Annotated in this window: 16 protein-coding genes; 6 read left to right on the plus strand and 10 right to left on the minus strand. The window is 74.0% G+C overall.

The annotated features are described in order from the left end of the window. Positions 1-124 precede the first annotated feature (124 nt). Positions 125-619, plus strand: a complete 495-nt coding sequence (locus ABWI04_RS09165) for a hypothetical protein (protein ID WP_345175240.1) — start codon at positions 125-127, stop codon at positions 617-619. Between the two features lie 8 nt (positions 620-627). Here ABWI04_RS09165 and ABWI04_RS09170 read toward each other — a convergent pair whose 3' ends face one another. The 4 genes from ABWI04_RS09170 to ABWI04_RS09190 are packed head-to-tail and all read right to left on the minus strand — an operon-like array spanning position 628 to position 3,821. Further along, positions 628-1,185 (minus strand): Clp protease N-terminal domain-containing protein, encoded by a 558-nt coding sequence (locus ABWI04_RS09170; protein ID WP_449718561.1) that lies wholly within the window; start codon positions 1,183-1,185, stop codon positions 628-630. Positions 1,186-1,188: 3 nt separating this feature from the next. Then, a complete protein-coding gene (locus ABWI04_RS09180) occupies positions 1,189-1,422 on the minus strand; it encodes a helix-turn-helix domain-containing protein (RefSeq protein ID WP_345175238.1) in 234 nt (77 codons plus the stop codon). A gap of 57 nt (positions 1,423-1,479) precedes the next feature. Then, the gene (locus ABWI04_RS09185; protein ID WP_353832072.1) at positions 1,480-2,499 is read right to left on the minus strand and encodes a hemolysin family protein; all 1,020 of its coding nucleotides are present in this window, start codon (positions 2,497-2,499) and stop codon (positions 1,480-1,482) included. Beyond that, on the minus strand, positions 2,496-3,821 hold the full coding sequence (locus tag ABWI04_RS09190) for a hemolysin family protein (protein WP_345175234.1): 1,326 nt from the start codon (positions 3,819-3,821) through the stop codon (positions 2,496-2,498). Before ABWI04_RS09190 ends, ABWI04_RS09185 begins: the two co-directional genes overlap by 4 nt. 171 nt (positions 3,822-3,992) lie before the next feature. Here ABWI04_RS09190 and ABWI04_RS09195 point away from each other — a divergent pair, with 171 nt between their 5' ends. Further along, entirely contained in the window at positions 3,993-4,952 is a 960-nt protein-coding gene (locus ABWI04_RS09195) for an MBL fold metallo-hydrolase (RefSeq protein ID WP_345175233.1), read from the plus strand. 132 nt (positions 4,953-5,084) lie between these two features. Next, on the plus strand, positions 5,085-6,089 hold the full coding sequence (locus tag ABWI04_RS09200) for a hypothetical protein (protein WP_345175232.1): 1,005 nt from the start codon (positions 5,085-5,087) through the stop codon (positions 6,087-6,089). 13 nt (positions 6,090-6,102) lie between these two features. On the opposite strand, the gene ABWI04_RS09205 is transcribed toward ABWI04_RS09200, so the two are convergent. From ABWI04_RS09205 to ABWI04_RS09215, 3 genes are all read right to left on the minus strand, one after another. Next, positions 6,103-7,980, minus strand: coding sequence for a CASTOR/POLLUX-related putative ion channel (locus tag ABWI04_RS09205; protein ID WP_425550306.1), 1,878 nt, complete (start codon positions 7,978-7,980; stop codon positions 6,103-6,105). Between the two features lie 183 nt (positions 7,981-8,163). Next, a complete protein-coding gene (locus ABWI04_RS09210) occupies positions 8,164-8,493 on the minus strand; it encodes a histone-like nucleoid-structuring protein Lsr2 (RefSeq protein ID WP_179834013.1) in 330 nt (109 codons plus the stop codon). A 17-nt stretch (positions 8,494-8,510) separates the two neighbouring features. Beyond that, positions 8,511-9,002: a histone-like nucleoid-structuring protein Lsr2 gene (locus tag ABWI04_RS09215; protein WP_345175231.1), complete on the minus strand. Its 492-nt coding sequence runs from the start codon at positions 9,000-9,002 to the stop codon at positions 8,511-8,513. A gap of 172 nt (positions 9,003-9,174) precedes the next feature. Here ABWI04_RS09215 and ABWI04_RS09220 point away from each other — a divergent pair, with 172 nt between their 5' ends. The 3 genes from ABWI04_RS09220 to ABWI04_RS09230 all read left to right on the plus strand — a co-directional run bounded on the left by ABWI04_RS09220 (position 9,175) and on the right by ABWI04_RS09230 (position 14,201). After that, positions 9,175-11,271 (plus strand): catalase, encoded by a 2,097-nt coding sequence (locus tag ABWI04_RS09220; protein ID WP_345175230.1) that lies wholly within the window; start codon positions 9,175-9,177, stop codon positions 11,269-11,271. A 667-nt stretch (positions 11,272-11,938) separates the two neighbouring features. Next, a complete protein-coding gene (locus tag ABWI04_RS09225) occupies positions 11,939-12,982 on the plus strand; it encodes a hypothetical protein (protein WP_353832073.1) in 1,044 nt (347 codons plus the stop codon). A gap of 13 nt (positions 12,983-12,995) precedes the next feature. Then, a complete protein-coding gene (locus tag ABWI04_RS09230) occupies positions 12,996-14,201 on the plus strand; it encodes a PucR family transcriptional regulator (protein ID WP_345175228.1) in 1,206 nt (401 codons plus the stop codon). A 14-nt stretch (positions 14,202-14,215) separates the two neighbouring features. Here ABWI04_RS09230 and ABWI04_RS09235 read toward each other — a convergent pair whose 3' ends face one another. From ABWI04_RS09235 to ABWI04_RS09245, 3 genes are all read right to left on the minus strand, one after another. Beyond that, positions 14,216-14,629 carry a nuclear transport factor 2 family protein gene (locus ABWI04_RS09235; RefSeq protein ID WP_425550305.1) on the minus strand — a complete coding sequence of 138 codons (414 nt, stop codon included), beginning with the start codon at positions 14,627-14,629 and terminating at the stop codon, positions 14,216-14,218. A 71-nt stretch (positions 14,630-14,700) separates the two neighbouring features. Then, on the minus strand, positions 14,701-15,888 hold the full coding sequence (locus tag ABWI04_RS09240; protein ID WP_353832074.1) for a zinc-dependent alcohol dehydrogenase: 1,188 nt from the start codon (positions 15,886-15,888) through the stop codon (positions 14,701-14,703). Positions 15,889-15,966: 78 nt separating this feature from the next. After that, a partial coding sequence (locus ABWI04_RS09245) for a hypothetical protein (RefSeq protein WP_353832075.1) occupies positions 15,967-16,417 on the minus strand: 451 nt, incomplete at its 5' end.

Raw genomic sequence — 16,417 nt, forward strand, 5'->3', positions numbered from 1 at the left:
TTCTCCGCGTTGGCCGAGAAAATCGCCCTGCGCGCGCGGCGGCGCCCCTAGCCAAGGTATCGAGCTGGCAACGGTTGCGGCGCGTCTCCGTGTCCGGACGGGTGCGCAGCGTGACCATCATGGGGTGCGCCTTTCTTCCAGCCTTCCGCCCGCCGGGTTCACCCGCGGCGAGCCCCGGCCGCCCGTCCGCCGTCCGAGCCGCCTGTCGGCGGTCGTCGCGGCGCTCGCCCTCGCCGCGGGGCTGTTCCTCGTCATCGCGTACGGGTCGACACGGGTCGCGCCGGCCCGTCCGGCGGACGGCGTCACCACGCCGGCGCCGTCGGCCAAGCCCGTTCCCGCGTCGACCCCGCCACCGGGACGGGACGTTGCGGAGCCCCGCGCGTACCCGTCCCGCCACCATGCCGGGAAGAAGAAGCGGGCCCACCGCCGCGAGCACGCCGCCGCCTCGCCGCGCCGGCACCACCGCCCCGTGCGGCGGCACCACAGGCCCGCGGCGCGAAAGCCGCCGCGGGCCCGTCACGCCCCGTCGTGGGTCTCGGGCGAGTGCAAACGGCGCTTCCCCTACGATCCCGCCCGCGGCGCCGCCTGTGTCGGCGCCCTCACCGGCGCCTTCGGCTGACCGGGTGGTCAGGCCGCCTTGGCCGCCAGCAGGCGGCTCATCTCGGCGCGCAGCTCCTCGACGTCCGCCCCCGCCTCGGTGGCCAGCCGCACCGACGAGAAGTCGCCGTCGTGCAGGACGCCGAGAAGCAGGTGGCCGCTGCGGATCTCCTTCTGGCCGAGCCGGAGGGCGTGCCGCAGGCTCAGCTCCAGCGCCTTCTTGGCGTGCGGCGTGAGGGGGATGTGACCCCGGCGGACCCGGCCGCTCCTCCCGGCCGGCGCGTCGAGGGCGCCCTCGCCGAAGCTCTGCTCGGTGGCCTCGCGGACGGCGTCCAGGTCGATCCCGATGCTGCGCAGGGCGTCGGGGTCGAGGACGTCGCCGCCCGCGCGGTTGAGCCGAACGATCCGGGCCCGCAGGTCGTCCGGGCCGAGCCCGTGCTCGCGCAGGACGCGTCCGGTGGCGCTCTCGGCTCCCGCCAGGGTGAGCAGGACGTGCTCGGTGCCGATGCGGCCGTCGCGCAGCGCCCGCGCCTCGGCCTGGGCCCCGATGACCGTCTGCCGCGCGTCCGCGGTGAAACGCTCGAACATCGTCTACTGCTCCTTCTTGAGTAGGCGGCGGCCGGTGCCGTGCTTCTTGTGGACGGCCTGCCGGCTCACGCCGAGGCAGACCGCGATCTCCTGCCAGGACCAGCCCTGGTCGCGGGCGCTGGCGACCTGCAGCGCCTCCAACCGCTCGGCCAGCTCGCGCAGCGCGCGCACGGCCCGCAGTCCCACCGCGGGGTCCCGGCTGCTCGCCTCCTGGGCGAGCGTCACTCCGTCGCTCATGGCTGTCAATGTAGGTTGACATCCGAGGCGTGTCAACCAATGTTGACGCTTCGACGGTCAGCGCACGGCCATCAGCGTGGTGAGCAGGTCGTCCAGGCTGACCAGGCCGGCGACGCGGCCGTCCGGCCCGACGGCGAGACCGAGGTGGCTGTGCCCCGCCTTGAGGATCGCGACCGCCTCGCCCACGGGCGTGCCGACCGGCATCGCCGGAACGGGGTGCGCCAGGTCCCCGGCGGGGGTGGCGCGGCCCCGCGCGCGGGCCACGAAGGCGTCCCGGACGTGCACCATGCGGGCCTGCCCCGGTCGCCCGGCGCCCCGCAGCATGAGCCGGATGTGGCCCGTGCGGGCCGACGCGTCGATGACCTCCTGCGGCGTCGCGGACGCGGGGACCGACACGATGTCCGAGACCGGCACCACGAGGTCGGCCAGCGGGGCGCGGGGCGCGTCCAGGGCGGCGGTGAGCAGCGTCAGCTCGCTCTGGCCGATCAGCCCGAGCCTCCGCGACTCCTGGGCGATGCTGCGCAGCTGCTCGGGGGTGCGCGACACCTCCCGCGAGTCGGCGGGGCGGACGCCCACCAGCCGCAGGAGCAGGTTCGTCGCGCCGTTCAGCGCCGCCAGCACCGGGCGCACCATGGTGGCGAACGCGCGGAAGGGCAGGCCGAGCACGCTCGCCGAGCGCTCGGGGTCGGCGATCGCCCACGACTTCGGCGCCATCTCCCCGACGACCATGTGCAGGAACGTCACGAGCGCCAGAGCCAGCACGAACGCGACGGCGTGCGCCGCGCCCTCCGGCAGCCCGGCGGAGTGGAACAGCGGCGTGAGGGTCCCGGCGAACACCGGCTCGGACACCAGGCCGAGGCCGAGCGAGCACATCGTGATGCCGAGCTGCGCGCCCGCGAGGGTCACCGACAGCTCGTCGATCCCCGCGACGGCCGCGCCCGCCCCCCGCCCGCCGCGGGCGGCGGCCCGCTCCAGCCGCGGCCGCCGCGCCGCCACCAGCGCGAACTCGGTGGCGACGAAGAAGCCGTTGCCCGCCAGCAGCGCCAGCGTGACCAGGGCGCCCAGCCCGAGGTTCACCCGTCCTCCTCCACGGTGCGGATGCGGATCAGCTCCGGCACGTGCCGGTGGACGGTCAGGACCTCCACCACGGCGGTGCGGGCCGGCTCGTCCAGCCGGGTCGGGGCCAGCGGCACCCGGACGACGTCGCCCGGCCGCGCGACCCGGCCGAGCCGCTTCATCAGCAGCCCCGCGACGGTCTCGTAGTCGCCCTCCGGCAGCGCGATCCCGGTCTCGTGGGCGACCTCGTCCATCCGCAGCCCCGCGTCGGTCGTCCACCACTCGCCGCTGCGGATCGCGAGGTCCTCGCCCGGCTCGTTCTCGTCGGCGATCTCCCCGACCAGCTCCTCGGCGACGTCCTCCCAGGTGAGGATGCCGGCGAAGCCGCCGTACTCGTCCACCACGCAGGCGAGGGGCTCGCCGGCGCCCTGCAGCCGCAGCACCACCTCCGGCAGCGGCAGCGACGACGGCAGCAGCAGCGCCGGCCGGGCGAGCGCGCGGACCTCGGTGCGCGCGGCCTCGTCCGGGCCGAGCGCGACCAGCTCCTCCAGCCCGACGACCCCGACCACGTCGTCGACGCCCTCGCCGAGGACGGGGTAGCGGGTGTGCCCGCTCGCCGCGATCACGTCCCCCAGGTCGGCGGCCCGCGCCGCGGCGGGCACGGTCACCACGTCGACGCGGGGCACCATGACCTCCTCGGCGTCCCGCTCGGAGAACACCAGGGCCCGCTCCAGCAGGTCGGCGTGGCCCGCCTGGAACTGCTCCCCGGACTCGCCGATCATGTGCCCGAGCTCCTCCAGCGTCGCGCCGTGCCGCAGCTCCTCCACCGGCTCGATGCCCACCGCGCGGACGAGCCGGTTCGCGGACACGTCGAACAGCCTGATCAGCGGGCCGGCCGCGGCCAGGTAGAACAGGGTGGACCCGGCCAGGGCGCGGGCCAGCGACTCCGCCCGCGCCAGCGCCAGGTTCTTGGGGAAGAGCTCGCCCAGCAGCATCTGGATCACCGTGGCCAGGACGAACCCGAGCGCGACCGCCACCCCGCCGGACGCCGCGTCCGGGACCCCGCCCGCGCGCAGCGCCGGCGCGATCAGGTCGGCGAGGGCGGGCTTGGCGATGAAGCCCACGACCAGCGCGGTGACCGTGATGCCGAGCTGCGCGCCGGACAGCATGAACGAGAGCCGGCCCATCACCCGCACCGCGCGCCCCGCGGCCCGGTCGCCCTCCGCCGCCCGCTGGTCGAGCGCCGGGCGGTCCGCGGTGACGAACGCGAACTCCTGCGCCACGAAGTAGCCGGTCGCGGCGGTCAGCACGAGGACGGCCAGCAGTCCGAGCGCGGCGTTCACCCGGGCCTCCTCCTCACGCGCGGCACCTTCGAGACCCCTCCTACCCCCGCCCGGGCCGTCCCTCCCCGGAGGGCGGGACGGTTATCGACCGCTCTGCGTGGAATGAATCACTGTGCAGGCGAACCGCAGTGCAGGCGAAGAGGCCGGGGCCACGACCGCGAGGGGGCGCCCATGCCGAAACCGTTCGCGTCGTCCGCGGACCTGAGCGACAGGACGCAGACGCTGGAGGTCCTCGCCGACGGGGTGTACGCGCTCACGGCCGAGGGCGACCCGAACGTGGGGGCCGTGGAGGGCGAGGACTTCCTCGTCTGCTTCGAGGCCCTCGCCACGCCCGCCGCGGCGCGCGACTGGCTCGCCGTGCTGCGCGAGCACACCGACAAGCCCATCCGCTACCTGGTCCTGTCGCACTACCACGCCGTCCGCACGCTGGGCGCGAGCGCGTTCGGCGCCCCGGTGGTCGTCGCGCACGACCTGACGCGCGCGCTGATCGCCGAGCGCGGCAAGCAGGACTGGGAGTCGGAGTACGGCCGGATGCCCCGGCTGTTCAAGGACCCGGACGGCATCCCGGGGCTCACCTGGCCGACCGTGACGTTCACCGGCACCCTCACCATCGACCTCGGCGGCGACCGCGGCGACCTCGACCTGGCCTACTGCGGGCGCGGCCACACCGAGGGCGACATCGTGGCGTGGCTGCCCCGGCACCGGATCCTGTTCGCCGGCGACCTCGTGGAGACCCAGGCCGCGCTCTACACCGGCGACGCGTTCCATCGCGAATGGGCGTCCGGCACGCTCGACCACGTCCACTCCTTCGGGGCCGAGACCCTCGTCGGCGGGCGCGGGGCGGTCGCGCACGGCCGCGACGCCGTGCAGGCGGCCGTCCGGCAGACCCGCGACTTCCTCACCACGATGATCGGCGAGGTCGAACGGGTCCGGCGGGAGGGCGGCGCGCTCAGGGACGCGTTCGCCGCCGTCCACGCGGCGCTCGCCCCCGCCTACGGCGGCTGGCCGATCTTCGAGCACTGCCTGCCCTTCGACGTCTCCCGCCTCTGGGACGAGCTGGACGGCATCGAACGCCCCCGCATCTGGACGGCCGAGCGCGACCGGGAGGTCTGGGCGGAGCTGCAGGACTAGCCGGTACCGGAGGAGGGATGCCCAGGGACCGCAGGAATGTCCGGATCTCGTGACAACCCGGAGACGGCCGGGCCCCGCGTGGAAGGCTCGGAACCGTCCGGCACAGGGTTCCCGACGCGGAGGGGAGTGGCGATGACCGAGCGATACCGTCCCCGCCCGGTGTTCGATCCCGGCATCGGCGGCGAGGAGCGCGCCCTGCTGGCCGCCGCGCCCGAGCGGCTCGTCCCGGCCTGCCTGCCCGCTCCGGCGCCCCCGCGGCTGCGCACCGGCACGGTCGCGGCGCGGCTGGTGTGGATCCCGGCGTTCGCGCTGTTCTACGGCGTGCTGCCGGGCGGATGGCTGCGCGTCTGCTTCGTCGCCTCGCTGGACGACGACGAGCTGGTGGGCGGCGCGGTGCGCTGGGGGAGGCTGCCCGTAGTCGCGATGATGGTCGTCCCGGCCGTGCAGGTCCTCCTGCTGCTGCTCGGCCAGGTGGAGGCCGCCGTCGTCCTCGCGGCCGCGAGCTTCGCCGCCTGGGTCGCCGGGGCGCTGCGGTACGTCCGGGAGCCCGCCGCCGCCCGCGCCGCGCGGGAGCACCACGGCCGCTACCTCCTGCCGGCCGACTTCGACGAGCCCGCCTCGGGGCTCCTCGTCCGCGCCCAGCGCGCCGTGGACGCCGTGCTCGGATCGCGGGCGCACGGCGCCGGGCTGCTCGACGACATCAACAACGCGGTCGTCCTGCCGCGCCAGGAGTGGGCGATCGCGGGCGCCCTCGCCGAGCACACGCGGCTGCGCCGGGAGCGCCGCGCCCAGCGGCCGGAACGCCTCTCGGCGCGCGTCCGGGCCCTGCTGGAACCGCAGGACCGCGCGCTGGAGCTGTCGATCCGCTCGGTCACCGGGCGGATCGAGGCGCTGGAGGCCTACGCGCGCCGGGCGGGGGAGGCCGACGACGCCTACCACGAGGCGGGCGTCCTGCAGGGGCTGCCCGAGCAGAACGCCCGCTACCGGGACCTGCTGGCGAGCACCGTCGGGGACGCCCTGGCGGGCGAGGAGATCCGCGGGATGGCCGAGGACGCCCGCCAGGCCGAGCTGGCGCTGCGCGAGCGCGTCGCGGGCGCCGTGCGGGCCGGGCACGAACTGGGCCCGCCGCTCCGCTGACCCCGGGTCCCGCTCAGTTCTCGGCGAGCACGATGACGCGGTCGTCGGCCGAGAGCGTGAGCGGCGCCCACTTGTCCGGGTTCAGCACCACCCCGTAGCCGGGCGGCTCGTGGAACCGCTCCGTCAGGCGGTAGCCGAGCGCGACCTCGCCGCGCCGCCGGGCCGACTCGATGAGCGTCGCGAAGTCGGCCTCGGCGCCCGGCGCCAGGTAGTCGCAGGCGGGCTTGAGGTAGATCTCCGAGCCGGCCGGGTCGAGCAGGTCGGCGAACACCTCGTACAGGTGCCGGTTCTCGCTCAGCTGGGTCAGCATCAGGCTGATCAGCTTCTCGCTGACGACGAAGTCGTCGGCCTTGGTGACCTGCGCGATCTCCCGGTTGGCGTCGTCGTTGATCTCGCTGACGATGGCGAAGGGGTCGCCGAGCCCGTCCTCGATGTCGCGCAGGTGCAGCAGCGTGACGAGGGTGCGGGCGTCGGCGTGCTCCCGGTCGCGCCCGGCGTCCGACAGCACGATGACGCGCTGGAACGAGCCGAGGTCGAGGGACTCCAGCGCCGGCCGCTCGGTCGGCTCCGCCCGGACGAAGTCGATCTTGAGGTGGGCCGCCGGGGGCAGCGCCCCGGTGGGGTCCTCGCGCGGCGCGGCGACGACCAGCGCCGAGTCCGGGGCGAGGAACTCGTCCAGCAGCTCGATGATCTTCGGTGCGCGGTGGTTCCAGCCGAGCATCAGCGTGCGCTCGGGCACCGGGGGCCGCGCGGTCGCCGTCGTGATCGCCGCCTCCCGGACGGGCGGCGCGGGCCCGGTGGCGAGCCGGATCAGCAGGTCGTCCTCCGCCAGGAGGATGATCTCGTCGTCGGCGCGGATCACGGTGTCCATCGGCGGGTTCAGCAGGACGGCCCCGTCCGCCCGCCGCAGTCCGGACGGGACGCCGAGGTCGTAGGCCGACAGCGACTCCCCGAACGTCATGCCCGCGAGGGCCGGTTCGGTGCGCATGTAGAACTCGTGGCCGACGAAGTCCAGCAGCTCGGTGCAGACCTGCGACAGCCCCGACTGGCGGTGCGACTGGACGATCAGCCGGATCGCCACGTCGTCGGCGTCGATGACGTGCGCGGCGGGGCCGCCCGCGAGCCGGGCGGCGGGCAGGTTGGCCGAGTCGTGCACGGCGGCGACCACGTGCGGGCGGTGCCGCCCCCAGGTGCGGGCGCCGAGCGACAGCAGCACCTTGATGATGCGGGCGTCGGCCTCGTCGACCTCCGGCGTGACCACCATGATGGACCGCGCGGTCCCGGGGCTGACCAGCTCCACGTCCGCGACCTTCAGCGGGTCGCCGGTGCGGCACACGATCCTGGTGCGGCCGAGGTCGCCGACGCGCGCGCGGATGGCGTCCTCCATCTCGACCTTGTCCCGGTCGGCGAGGATCGCGACGCACGACCTGCGCCGGCTCTGGTTGGCCTCCACCAGCTCCGCCACCACGGTGAAGACTTGCTCGGACCAGCCGAGCAGCACCGTGTGGTCGTGCTCGACGATCCGCGACCGGCCCTTGCGCAACTCGGTGATCTTCGCTTCCAGGCCGGTGGTGAGCACGCCGATGAGCGAGCTGACGATGAAGATCCCGCCGATGGTCGAGACCAGCATCAGGCCGAGGTACGGCGCGGTGCCGGTGTCGTCCCCCATCGTCCCGGGGTCGAGCGTGCGCAGCAGGCTGCGCCAGACCATGCCGGGCCAGTGGCCGTTGGACTCGCTGTCGCCGGGCGCGAGCATGACGGCCGCGGTCGCCACCACCAGCACCAGCGCCCCGGACGCGAGCCCGAGCCAGCCGATGAGGGCGGGCGTCCCCTTCGCCATCGTCCGGTCGAACCAGTACCGGACCTTGTCCCGCCGCGTCACGCGTGTCAACGGGCCGCCCCCTCCGCCGTCGCCCCGGCGCCAGCTTATTGTGTTGTCTCGCACCATTACTGGCATTCTCTCCCGCAATGGGGGGAGGATTTGCCCGATGCACACGCAAGAGGGCCGGGGCGTGGATAAATCCGCCCCGGCCCCTCGCCGCGCGCCGGAACACCCCCGGCCGCGCGGCGGCCGCTAGTGCGCGGCTTCGTACTGCTCGATCACATTGGCGGGGATACGGCCCCGCTCATTGACCTTGATGCCGCGGTTCTTCGCCCACTCGCGAATCTCGGCGGAGCGCTCGCGGCTGCCCGCGGTGCGCGTCCCGCGGCCGCCCCGGCCCGCGGCCTTGCGCGCCTTGCGGGCGCCGGCCACGAACGGCTCCAGGCCGCTGCGGAGCTTGGCGGCGTTCTTCTTGCTCAGGTCGATCTCATAAGACGTGCCGTCGAGGGAAAAGCTGACGGTCTCGTCAGCCTCTCCGCCGTCGATGTCGTCCACGAGAAGGACTTCGACCTTCTGTGCCATGCGGGGACTCCCTCTAGCTATGCGTCCGGCTTGGCGTCCGGATGTGCCTCGATGAATGCAGCATAGACCTCATCCGATATCTTGCCACGTTCGGAGACTTCGATGTCCTCACGCAATGCCCACGCGCGGACATCGCCGTTCGTGTAGCCCTTGATCTTCGCGGTGCGCGACTTGCGGCCCTTCCCTGCCGGCTTCACCTCGGCGGCGTTCTCGATGAAGGGCGCGAGGGCGTCCAGCATCTCGTTCAGCCGCTTGTAGTTGTCATCGTTCAAGTCGATCGTGAACGTCCGGTCGAGGACTTCGAAGTCCCGCTTTGCGACATCGGCTCCTTCGGAGCCGTCGATGTCGTCCACCCGAATGACCTTCTCGGCCATGTGTTCTGTGTCTTCCTTCCCCTTGCCGACGCGGCGACCTTGACCGTAGCGGATTCCGGGGGCGGACATGGTGGCGGGACGCGCGGGGAGCACGGAAGAAGGGTGCGCGCCGGCCGCCGCGGCGCCGGTTCGCACGGTCGCCGTTCCCGTCCTCCCCGGGTCAGAGCGAGCACGAGCGCCTGGACCGGGGTGGGACGGAGGGAGGCCCAAGTTCCGGTCAAACAACGCATGGCGCGGAGTTACCGGGGTAGCCGCCCCATCACGGGCGCAGCCACCGCCACCGACTCATCACCCGAGGAGCCAGAGCATGGGCGACCCCACCGGCCGCAACGACCGGAAGCAGGAGCAACTGGACCCTCGGCGGGTGAGCCCGGAAGGGGCGAGGCTCACCACCGACCAGGGCATCCGGGTCGACGACACCGACAACTCGCTCTCCGCGGGGGAGCGCGGACCCTCGCTGCTGGAGGATTTCCATCTGCGCGAGAAGATCACCCATTTCGACCACGAGCGGATTCCCGAGCGGGTCGTGCACGCGCGCGGTTCGGGAGCCTACGGCCATTTCACGCTGCACGAGTCCCTCGCCGAGTACACGACGGCCGAATTCCTGACGGACACCTCGCTGACGACGCCGGTGTTCGTGCGGTTCTCCACCGTCGCCGGGTCCCGCGGCTCCGCCGACACGGTCCGGGACGTCCGCGGGTTCGCCACGAAGTTCTACACGCGGCAGGGCAATTTCGACCTCGTCGGCAACAACATGCCGGTCTTCTTCATCCAGGACGGCATCAAGTTCCCCGACTTCGTGCACGCGGTGAAGCCCGAGCCGGCGAGCGAGATCCCGCAGGCGTCCTCCGCGCACGACACCCTCTGGGACTTCGTGCAACTCCAGCCCGAGACCATGCACATGATGATGTGGCTCATGTCGGACCGGGCGCTGCCGCGCAGTTACGCGATGATGGAGGGCTTCGGCGTCCACACTTTCCGGCTCGTGAACGCCGAGGGGCGCGCGACGTTCGTGAAGTTCCACTGGAAGCCCAGGCTCGGGATCCACTCGCTCGCCTGGGACGAGACCCAGAAGATCGCGGGGAAGAACCCCGACTTCAACCGGGCCGACCTCTGGGAGCGGATCGAGGCCGGCGCCTTCCCCGAGTACGAGTTCGGGGTCCAGCTCGTCCCGGAGGAGGACGAGCACTCGTTCGACTTCGACCTGCTCGACCCGACCAAGATCATTCCGGAGGAGCGGGTGCCGGTGCGGCCGGTCGGCACGCTGGTGCTCGACCGCAACCCCGACAACTTCTTCGCCGAGACCGAGCAGGTCGCCTTCCACCTCGGCAACGTCGTGCCCGGCATCGACTTCACCAACGACCCGCTGCTGCAGGCGCGGCTGTTCTCCTACCTGGACACGCAACTGATCCGGCTCGGCGGGCCGAACTTCCCGCAGCTCCCCGTGAACCGTCCCGTCGCGCCCGTCCGCAACCACCACCGCGACGGCTACCACCAGACGGACATCCACCAGGGGCGGGCGAGCTACCACAAGAACTCGCTCTCGGGGGGCTGCCCGGCGGTTGGCGGCGAGGGCTCCTTCACCCACTACCAGGAGCGGGTGGACGGCAACAAGATCCGCAAGCGCAGCGAGAGCTTCGCCGACCACTACTCCCAGGCGACGCTGTTCTGGAACAGCATGTCCGACTGGGAGAAGGAGCACATCGTCGGCGCGTTCCGGTTCGAGCTCGGCAAGTGCGACCACCGGCACATCCGGGAGGGCGTCATCGAGCACCTCAACCACGTCGACCACGCCCTCGCCGTCCAGGTCGCCGAGGGCGTCGGGGTGGAGCCGCCCGGGGAGCCGGCGACGGCGAACCACGGCCGCACCTCGCCCGCGCTGAGCCAGGCGAACGCGCGCGCGGACTCCGTCCAGGGCCGCAAGATCGCGGTGCTGGTGGCGGACGGGGCCGACTCGGCGGCCGTCGCGGCGGTCGGCGACGCGCTCACCGAGGCCGGGGCGGTGGTCGAGGTCCTCGCCGCGAAGGACGGCTTCGTCCAGGCGGCGAACGGCGGGCAGATCGAGGTGACCCGCGCCATGCCGACGGTCGCGTCCGTCCTCTACGACGCGGTGCTCGTGCCGGGCGGCGAGCAGAGCGTGCGGACGCTGGCGGGGGACGGCGACGCCGTGCACTTCGTCGCCGAGTCCTTCGTCCACTGCAAGGCGATCGGCGCGCTCGACGAGGGCATCGGCCTGCTGGAGCGGGCCGGCATCGACGGCGTGCGGTTCTCCGACGGGGCCGCCGTCAGCGACGCCGGCGTCGTCACCGGGCGCGGGGCGGGCGGCGGCTTCCCCGCCAAGCTGGTCGAGGCGGTCGCGGCGCACCGGCACTGGACGCGCAAGAAGGCGCACGTGCCGGCCTGACCCGCGGCCGGGGACGGCCTCCCGCCCGCGGGCGGGACGGATCGGGGGACGGGGCCCGGCGCGGTGGACGCTCACGCGAGCCGCCGCGCCGGGCCCCGCCGCACTGGCCGCATTCTGCCAATAATCTGTGGGCAACGTCACAGAGCACGGTCGATCCGGGCAATTGAAGAATAATTTGAAAATATACCTTGTGCGATCCGCCGGATAATGCGCGGCGTTGATCAGGTGGAAACGCGCGGCGCTCGGTCTCCCGGAAGGCGGGTGACGTGCGCGATCGACGCCGCCCGCGGCCGGCCGCCCTCTCGCAAGCGGACGCTGACATGCGGTTTCCGGGCCGGCGGCGCCTGTCGCGGAGCGTGTCCGCGTCGTGCCGGTTGCCGGACCGGGCAGCCCGGCGCGCCCCGGACTGCCCAGGGGTGCAGTTCATGGATCCGCTTTTCTGTAGCAAGATGACGGCCGTCCGGTCGGCTTTTCCGCCCTTCCCTGGAAGAGCGTCCGGCGCCGTTTCCTGAGCGGGTCGGCGAGCGTCGGGCCGGGAAAAGGAAACGCGCATGGCCGGGTCCGTCATCGCTCGATTTCGTGAGCCGACGTTCCCGACGGCGCCCGGATCGAGCCGGACGGCGGCGCCGGCACGGCTCGCGACACCCCGCAGCAGAGGAGTTGGCACGTGGACGAGGGAGCGTTCGGCAGGGCCGCCCAGGAACGGGCGATCGCCGAGGTCGAGGTGGAGATGGCGCGGCTGTGCGAGCTGCTCGCCGAGGGCCTCGCGATGGGCGTCGACGGGGGCCGCGAGATGGTCGGGGGCGCCATGTCGGAGTTCCTCGTGGAGTTCTTCGGGCTCGTCCGGGCCGAGGGCCCGCGTCCGGGCGTGAGAGAAGTGATCACGCTGCCGCTGCTGGTGCACGGGGCGGAGACCGGCGCGCCGGGCCCCGCCATGCCCGTCGCCGTGCTGCACCTGCTCTGGTGGGCGTCGGCGCGCCACCTCGACGACCTCACCTCCGCCGGCGCGCCGGCCCCCGCGGGCGCCGCCGCCGGCGGGAGGGTGCTCACCGCGCTGGCCGTCGGCGGCCAGCTGCCCGGCCGGCTCATCGCCGGCATGCCCGTCGGCGCCGCCGTGCGCGCCGCGCTCGCGGACGAGCTCTCGCGCGCCTGGGTGGACGCCGTCGACGGGCGGCTCCGCGTCCTCGCCGAGCGGGCGCCGAACGCCACCTGCGAGTCGGTGCTGCGCGGCTACGAGGGCAGGACCGGCGCGCCCTACGCGATGGCCGCGGCCTCGGCGGCGCGCCTCGCCGGAGCGGACGACCACCGGGTCGCGGGCTGGCGGGCGTACGGCCGCGCGTTCGGCGTGCTGTGCCGGCTCGCCGACGACCGGCGCGACCTCGTCTCCGGGCGGCACGAGGGCCTCGCCGCCGGCACCGCCACGCACCTGCTCGTCCACCTGCTGGCCGGGCTGCCGCCCGCGCGGCGCCGCGAGGCCCTCGCGCTGCACGCCTCCGCCCGCCACTCGGCGTCCGCGCGCGCCGAGATGGCCGCCTGGATGCTCGACGAGGAGGTCGCCGAATCCTACGCCGCCTCCGTCGCGCCGCTGGCCGGGCGCGCCCACGGCCTGCTCGACATGCTCGGCGGCGATCCGGGCTGCGTCCGGGAGCTGCACCGGGCGGTCGAGGGGACCGTCGGCCACCTGCCCGGGCTGCCGCTGGCCGCGGCCTAGGGGAGGATCGTCGATGACCGTTTCCGGCGGCCTCCCGGAAGTCCTCGCCGCGCACTGCCCGCGGGTCGCCACGGCGATCCGGGAGGCGCTGCACGGCCACCCCGCCTACCAGCCGATCCGCCGGGCGGCGGGCCCGATGTTCGGTGGGCGCCGGGAGACCTGCGCCCGGCTGCTCGGCCTCGTGCTGCGCCGGTCGCCCCTCCCCGAGGACGACCGCGGGCGCTTCCGCGACCTCGGCGTCCTCGCGGCCCGGCAGGCGATCCCGCTGCCGGTGCTGTCGGAGGCGTGGGACCTGGCCCTCGCCGCCGCGGCGCGGTCGTGCTGGACGGTCGCGCCGCCCGGCTGCTTCACCGAGATGGCCGAGCTGACCGCGCACGCGGCCCGGCTCGCGGCCGGCGCGCGGGAGGCCTGCATCCAGGGGTACGCGGAGGCGCCCCGCGAGGGGACGAGATCGCGGCCGCTGCGCCGGCTCCTCGCCGAGACCCTGATCGACGGCGCTCCCGCCGGAGTGATCGCCGACGCGGCCGGCGTCCGCCTCGCGCCCGCCTACCTCGTCCTGCGGTGCGAGGCCCCCGCGCTCGCGGAACAGGACTGGGAGCGGGAGAGCGAGCGCCTGGAGTCCTGGGAGGGCGTGCTGTACTCCGGCGGCCCGGAGGGGCTGACCGTGCTGTTCCCGGCCGCCGAACCGCTGCGCGCGGAGGACCTGGCCGCCGAGTTCACCGCGGGCCTCGCCGCCCGTTCGCGCGGGCCCGTGCACGCCGCCCGGTCCTGCCGGCGCGGCGTCGCCGGCATCCCGGCGGCGCTGGAGGAGGCCTCCCGCGTCCTGACGATCGCCAAGGCCATCCCGGACGCCGAGGACCGCCCCTACGGGGCCGACGAGCTGCTCGTCGAGCTGGCGATCCTCGGGCAGCCCGCGATCCGCGGGCGGCTCGCCGCCGTGCTGTCCCCGCTCGACGCCGGCACCGACCTGCGGCGGACGCTGGAGGTGCTGCTCGCCTGCAACCTCGACCGCGAGCGCGCCGCGCGGGAGCTGTGGATCCACCGCCGCACGCTGCACTACCGGCTGGACCGCATCCGGGCCCTGTCCGGCGTCGACCCGAGCTCCGCGCGCGGCCTCCAGCTGTTCCGCGCCGCCCTCACCTCGGCCCGGCTGGCGCGCCTCGAGCACGAGGGCCGCCGCGCCGAGGACGGCTCCCTCCCCTCACCGGTGAGCGTCTGAAGGGAGGCCCGGGGTCAGGCGAGGCCCATCTCGCGTCTGACGTTCTCGTACTGCACCGCCATCGCGTCCGCGAGCGCCTGCGCGCCCGACAGCGGCCGGACCATGACGCAGAACTCGTCGATGAGCCCGGCGTCGTCGTGGTGCAGGAAGTCGCAGCCGTGCACCTCGCGGTCGCCGATCCGCGCCTTGAAGACCAGCGCGTGGTCCCGGCCGCCGCCGATCTCGCGGACGTAGCGGAAGTCGGCGAAGACCCGGGTCACCGCGCGCAGGATCGCGGTGGCCGTGGCACGTCCCTCGTACGGCGCGAACGCCACCGGGCTGAGGAACGTCACGTCCTCGGCCAGCAGCGCCGGAAGGGCGTCCAGGTCGCCCTTCTCGATGGCGGCGCGGAACGGGTGCATCGGGTCCACCTCCAGAGCCTCGGTCATCGGCACGCCCGAGGACGTGCCGGAAAGCCTAGGGCGGGCGGCCCTGGTCCGCGATCACCCGGCGGGCGCCGTCACGTGCCCGGCCGCAGCAGGATCTTGACGGCGCCGTCCCGCTTCTTCTGGAACATCTCGTAGGCCTCGGGCGCCCTCTCCAGCGGCCAGCGGTGCGTGGCGAGGTCCATCACGCCGAGCGGGTCGGCGTCGTCGGCGATGAGCGGCATCAGGTCGTCGATCCAGCGCTTGACGTGGGCCTGGCCCATGCGCAGGGTGACGCCCTTGTCGAACATCTGCATCATCGGCAGCGGGTCCGTCATGCCGCCGTACACGCCGCTGAGGGAGATCGTCCCGCCCCGCCGCACGACCTCGATGGCCGTGGTGAGCGCCGCGAGCCGGTCCACCCCGACCCGCGCCATCAGCGGCGCGGCGGAGTTGCCCGGCATGAGCCCGGTGAGGGCCTGAGCGATCTTGGCGCCGGGGGAGCCGTGCGCCTCCATGCCGACGGCGTCGATCACCGAGTCGGTGCCGCGCCCGCCGGTGAGCTGCCGGACCGCGTCCGGCACGTCGTCGGCGTCGGAGGCGTCGATCACCTCGATCCCGTGCCGGCGCGCCATCTCCAGCCGCTCCGGGACGAGGTCGACCGCGATCACCCGGTGGCCGAGACGGCGGGCCACGCGGGCCGACATCTGCCCGATCGGGCCGAGCCCGAGCACGGTGACCGAACCGCCCTCGGGGATGTCGGCGAAGGCCACCGCCTGCCAGGACGTGGGGAGCACGTCCGACAGGTAGACGAACCGCTCGTCCGGCGGCCCCTCGGGCACCTTGATCGGCCCGAACTGGGCCTGTGGTACCCGCAGGTACTCGGCCTGCCCGCCGGGCACCTGCCCGTACAGCCGCGTGTAGCCGAACAGGGCCGCGCCGGTGTTCTGCTCGCGGACCTGCGTCGTCTCGCACTGGGCGTACAGCTCGAGGCCGCACATGTGGCAGTGCCCGCACGCGATGTTGAACGGGATGACCACGCGGTCGCCGGGTCGGACGTGGGTGACGTCCGGCCCGGTCTCCTCGACGACGCCCATCGGCTCGTGGCCGAGGATGTCGCCCTCGCTCATGAACGGCCCGAGCACCTCGTACAGGTGCAGGTCCGATCCGCAGATGCCGGTCGAGGTGACCCGGATGACCGCGTCGTTCGCCTCCTTGATCTTCGGATCGGGGACCTCGTCGACGCGGACGTCGCGCTTGCCGTGCCAGGTGACAGCCTTCATCGTGCTCCTCCGGTGGGACGGGCTCCGTCCCAGGCGGCCCTACCCGGGCGGCCGGGGCGAAACGTCCGCGCCCGGCCGTCAGGGGCAGCGGTGGGCCCGCGCGACGGCGCGCACGGCCGCCGTCCTGGTCGCCCAGAGGGAGGGCATGGCGGGCGGGTACGCGTCCGGCCCCGGTTCGGGGCGCAGCCGGAATCCGCGGGCGTCGTAGGCCTCCCAGCCCGTCCTGCGGCCGCGCAGGTTCAGGACGTGCGTCACGGTCCCGGCGGCGTGCCCGTCGTGGCGCAGATGCCAGCGGTGGGCGTCACGGTCCGCGGTCGTGAACTGGTACAGCCGCCAGCCGGGCCCGAAGCGGTGGGCCAGGTCGAGGGTCACGAGCGGCTCGCCGCTGCCCGGCCGCCGGGTGCGTTCCCGGGTGCCGGTGCCGGTGCCGGTGCCGGTGCTGGGACGCGGTCCGTGGTCGCGGACGAGCCGGGCGAGTTCGCGTGCGGCCTCCGCCAGGGCGTGCGCGGCTTCCGCGAGCCGCCGCTCG

Origin of the sequence: Actinomadura sp. NPDC000929, from assembly GCF_040492065.1 — a bacterium.
GTDB lineage: Bacteria > Actinomycetota > Actinomycetes > Streptosporangiales > Streptosporangiaceae > Spirillospora > Spirillospora verrucosospora.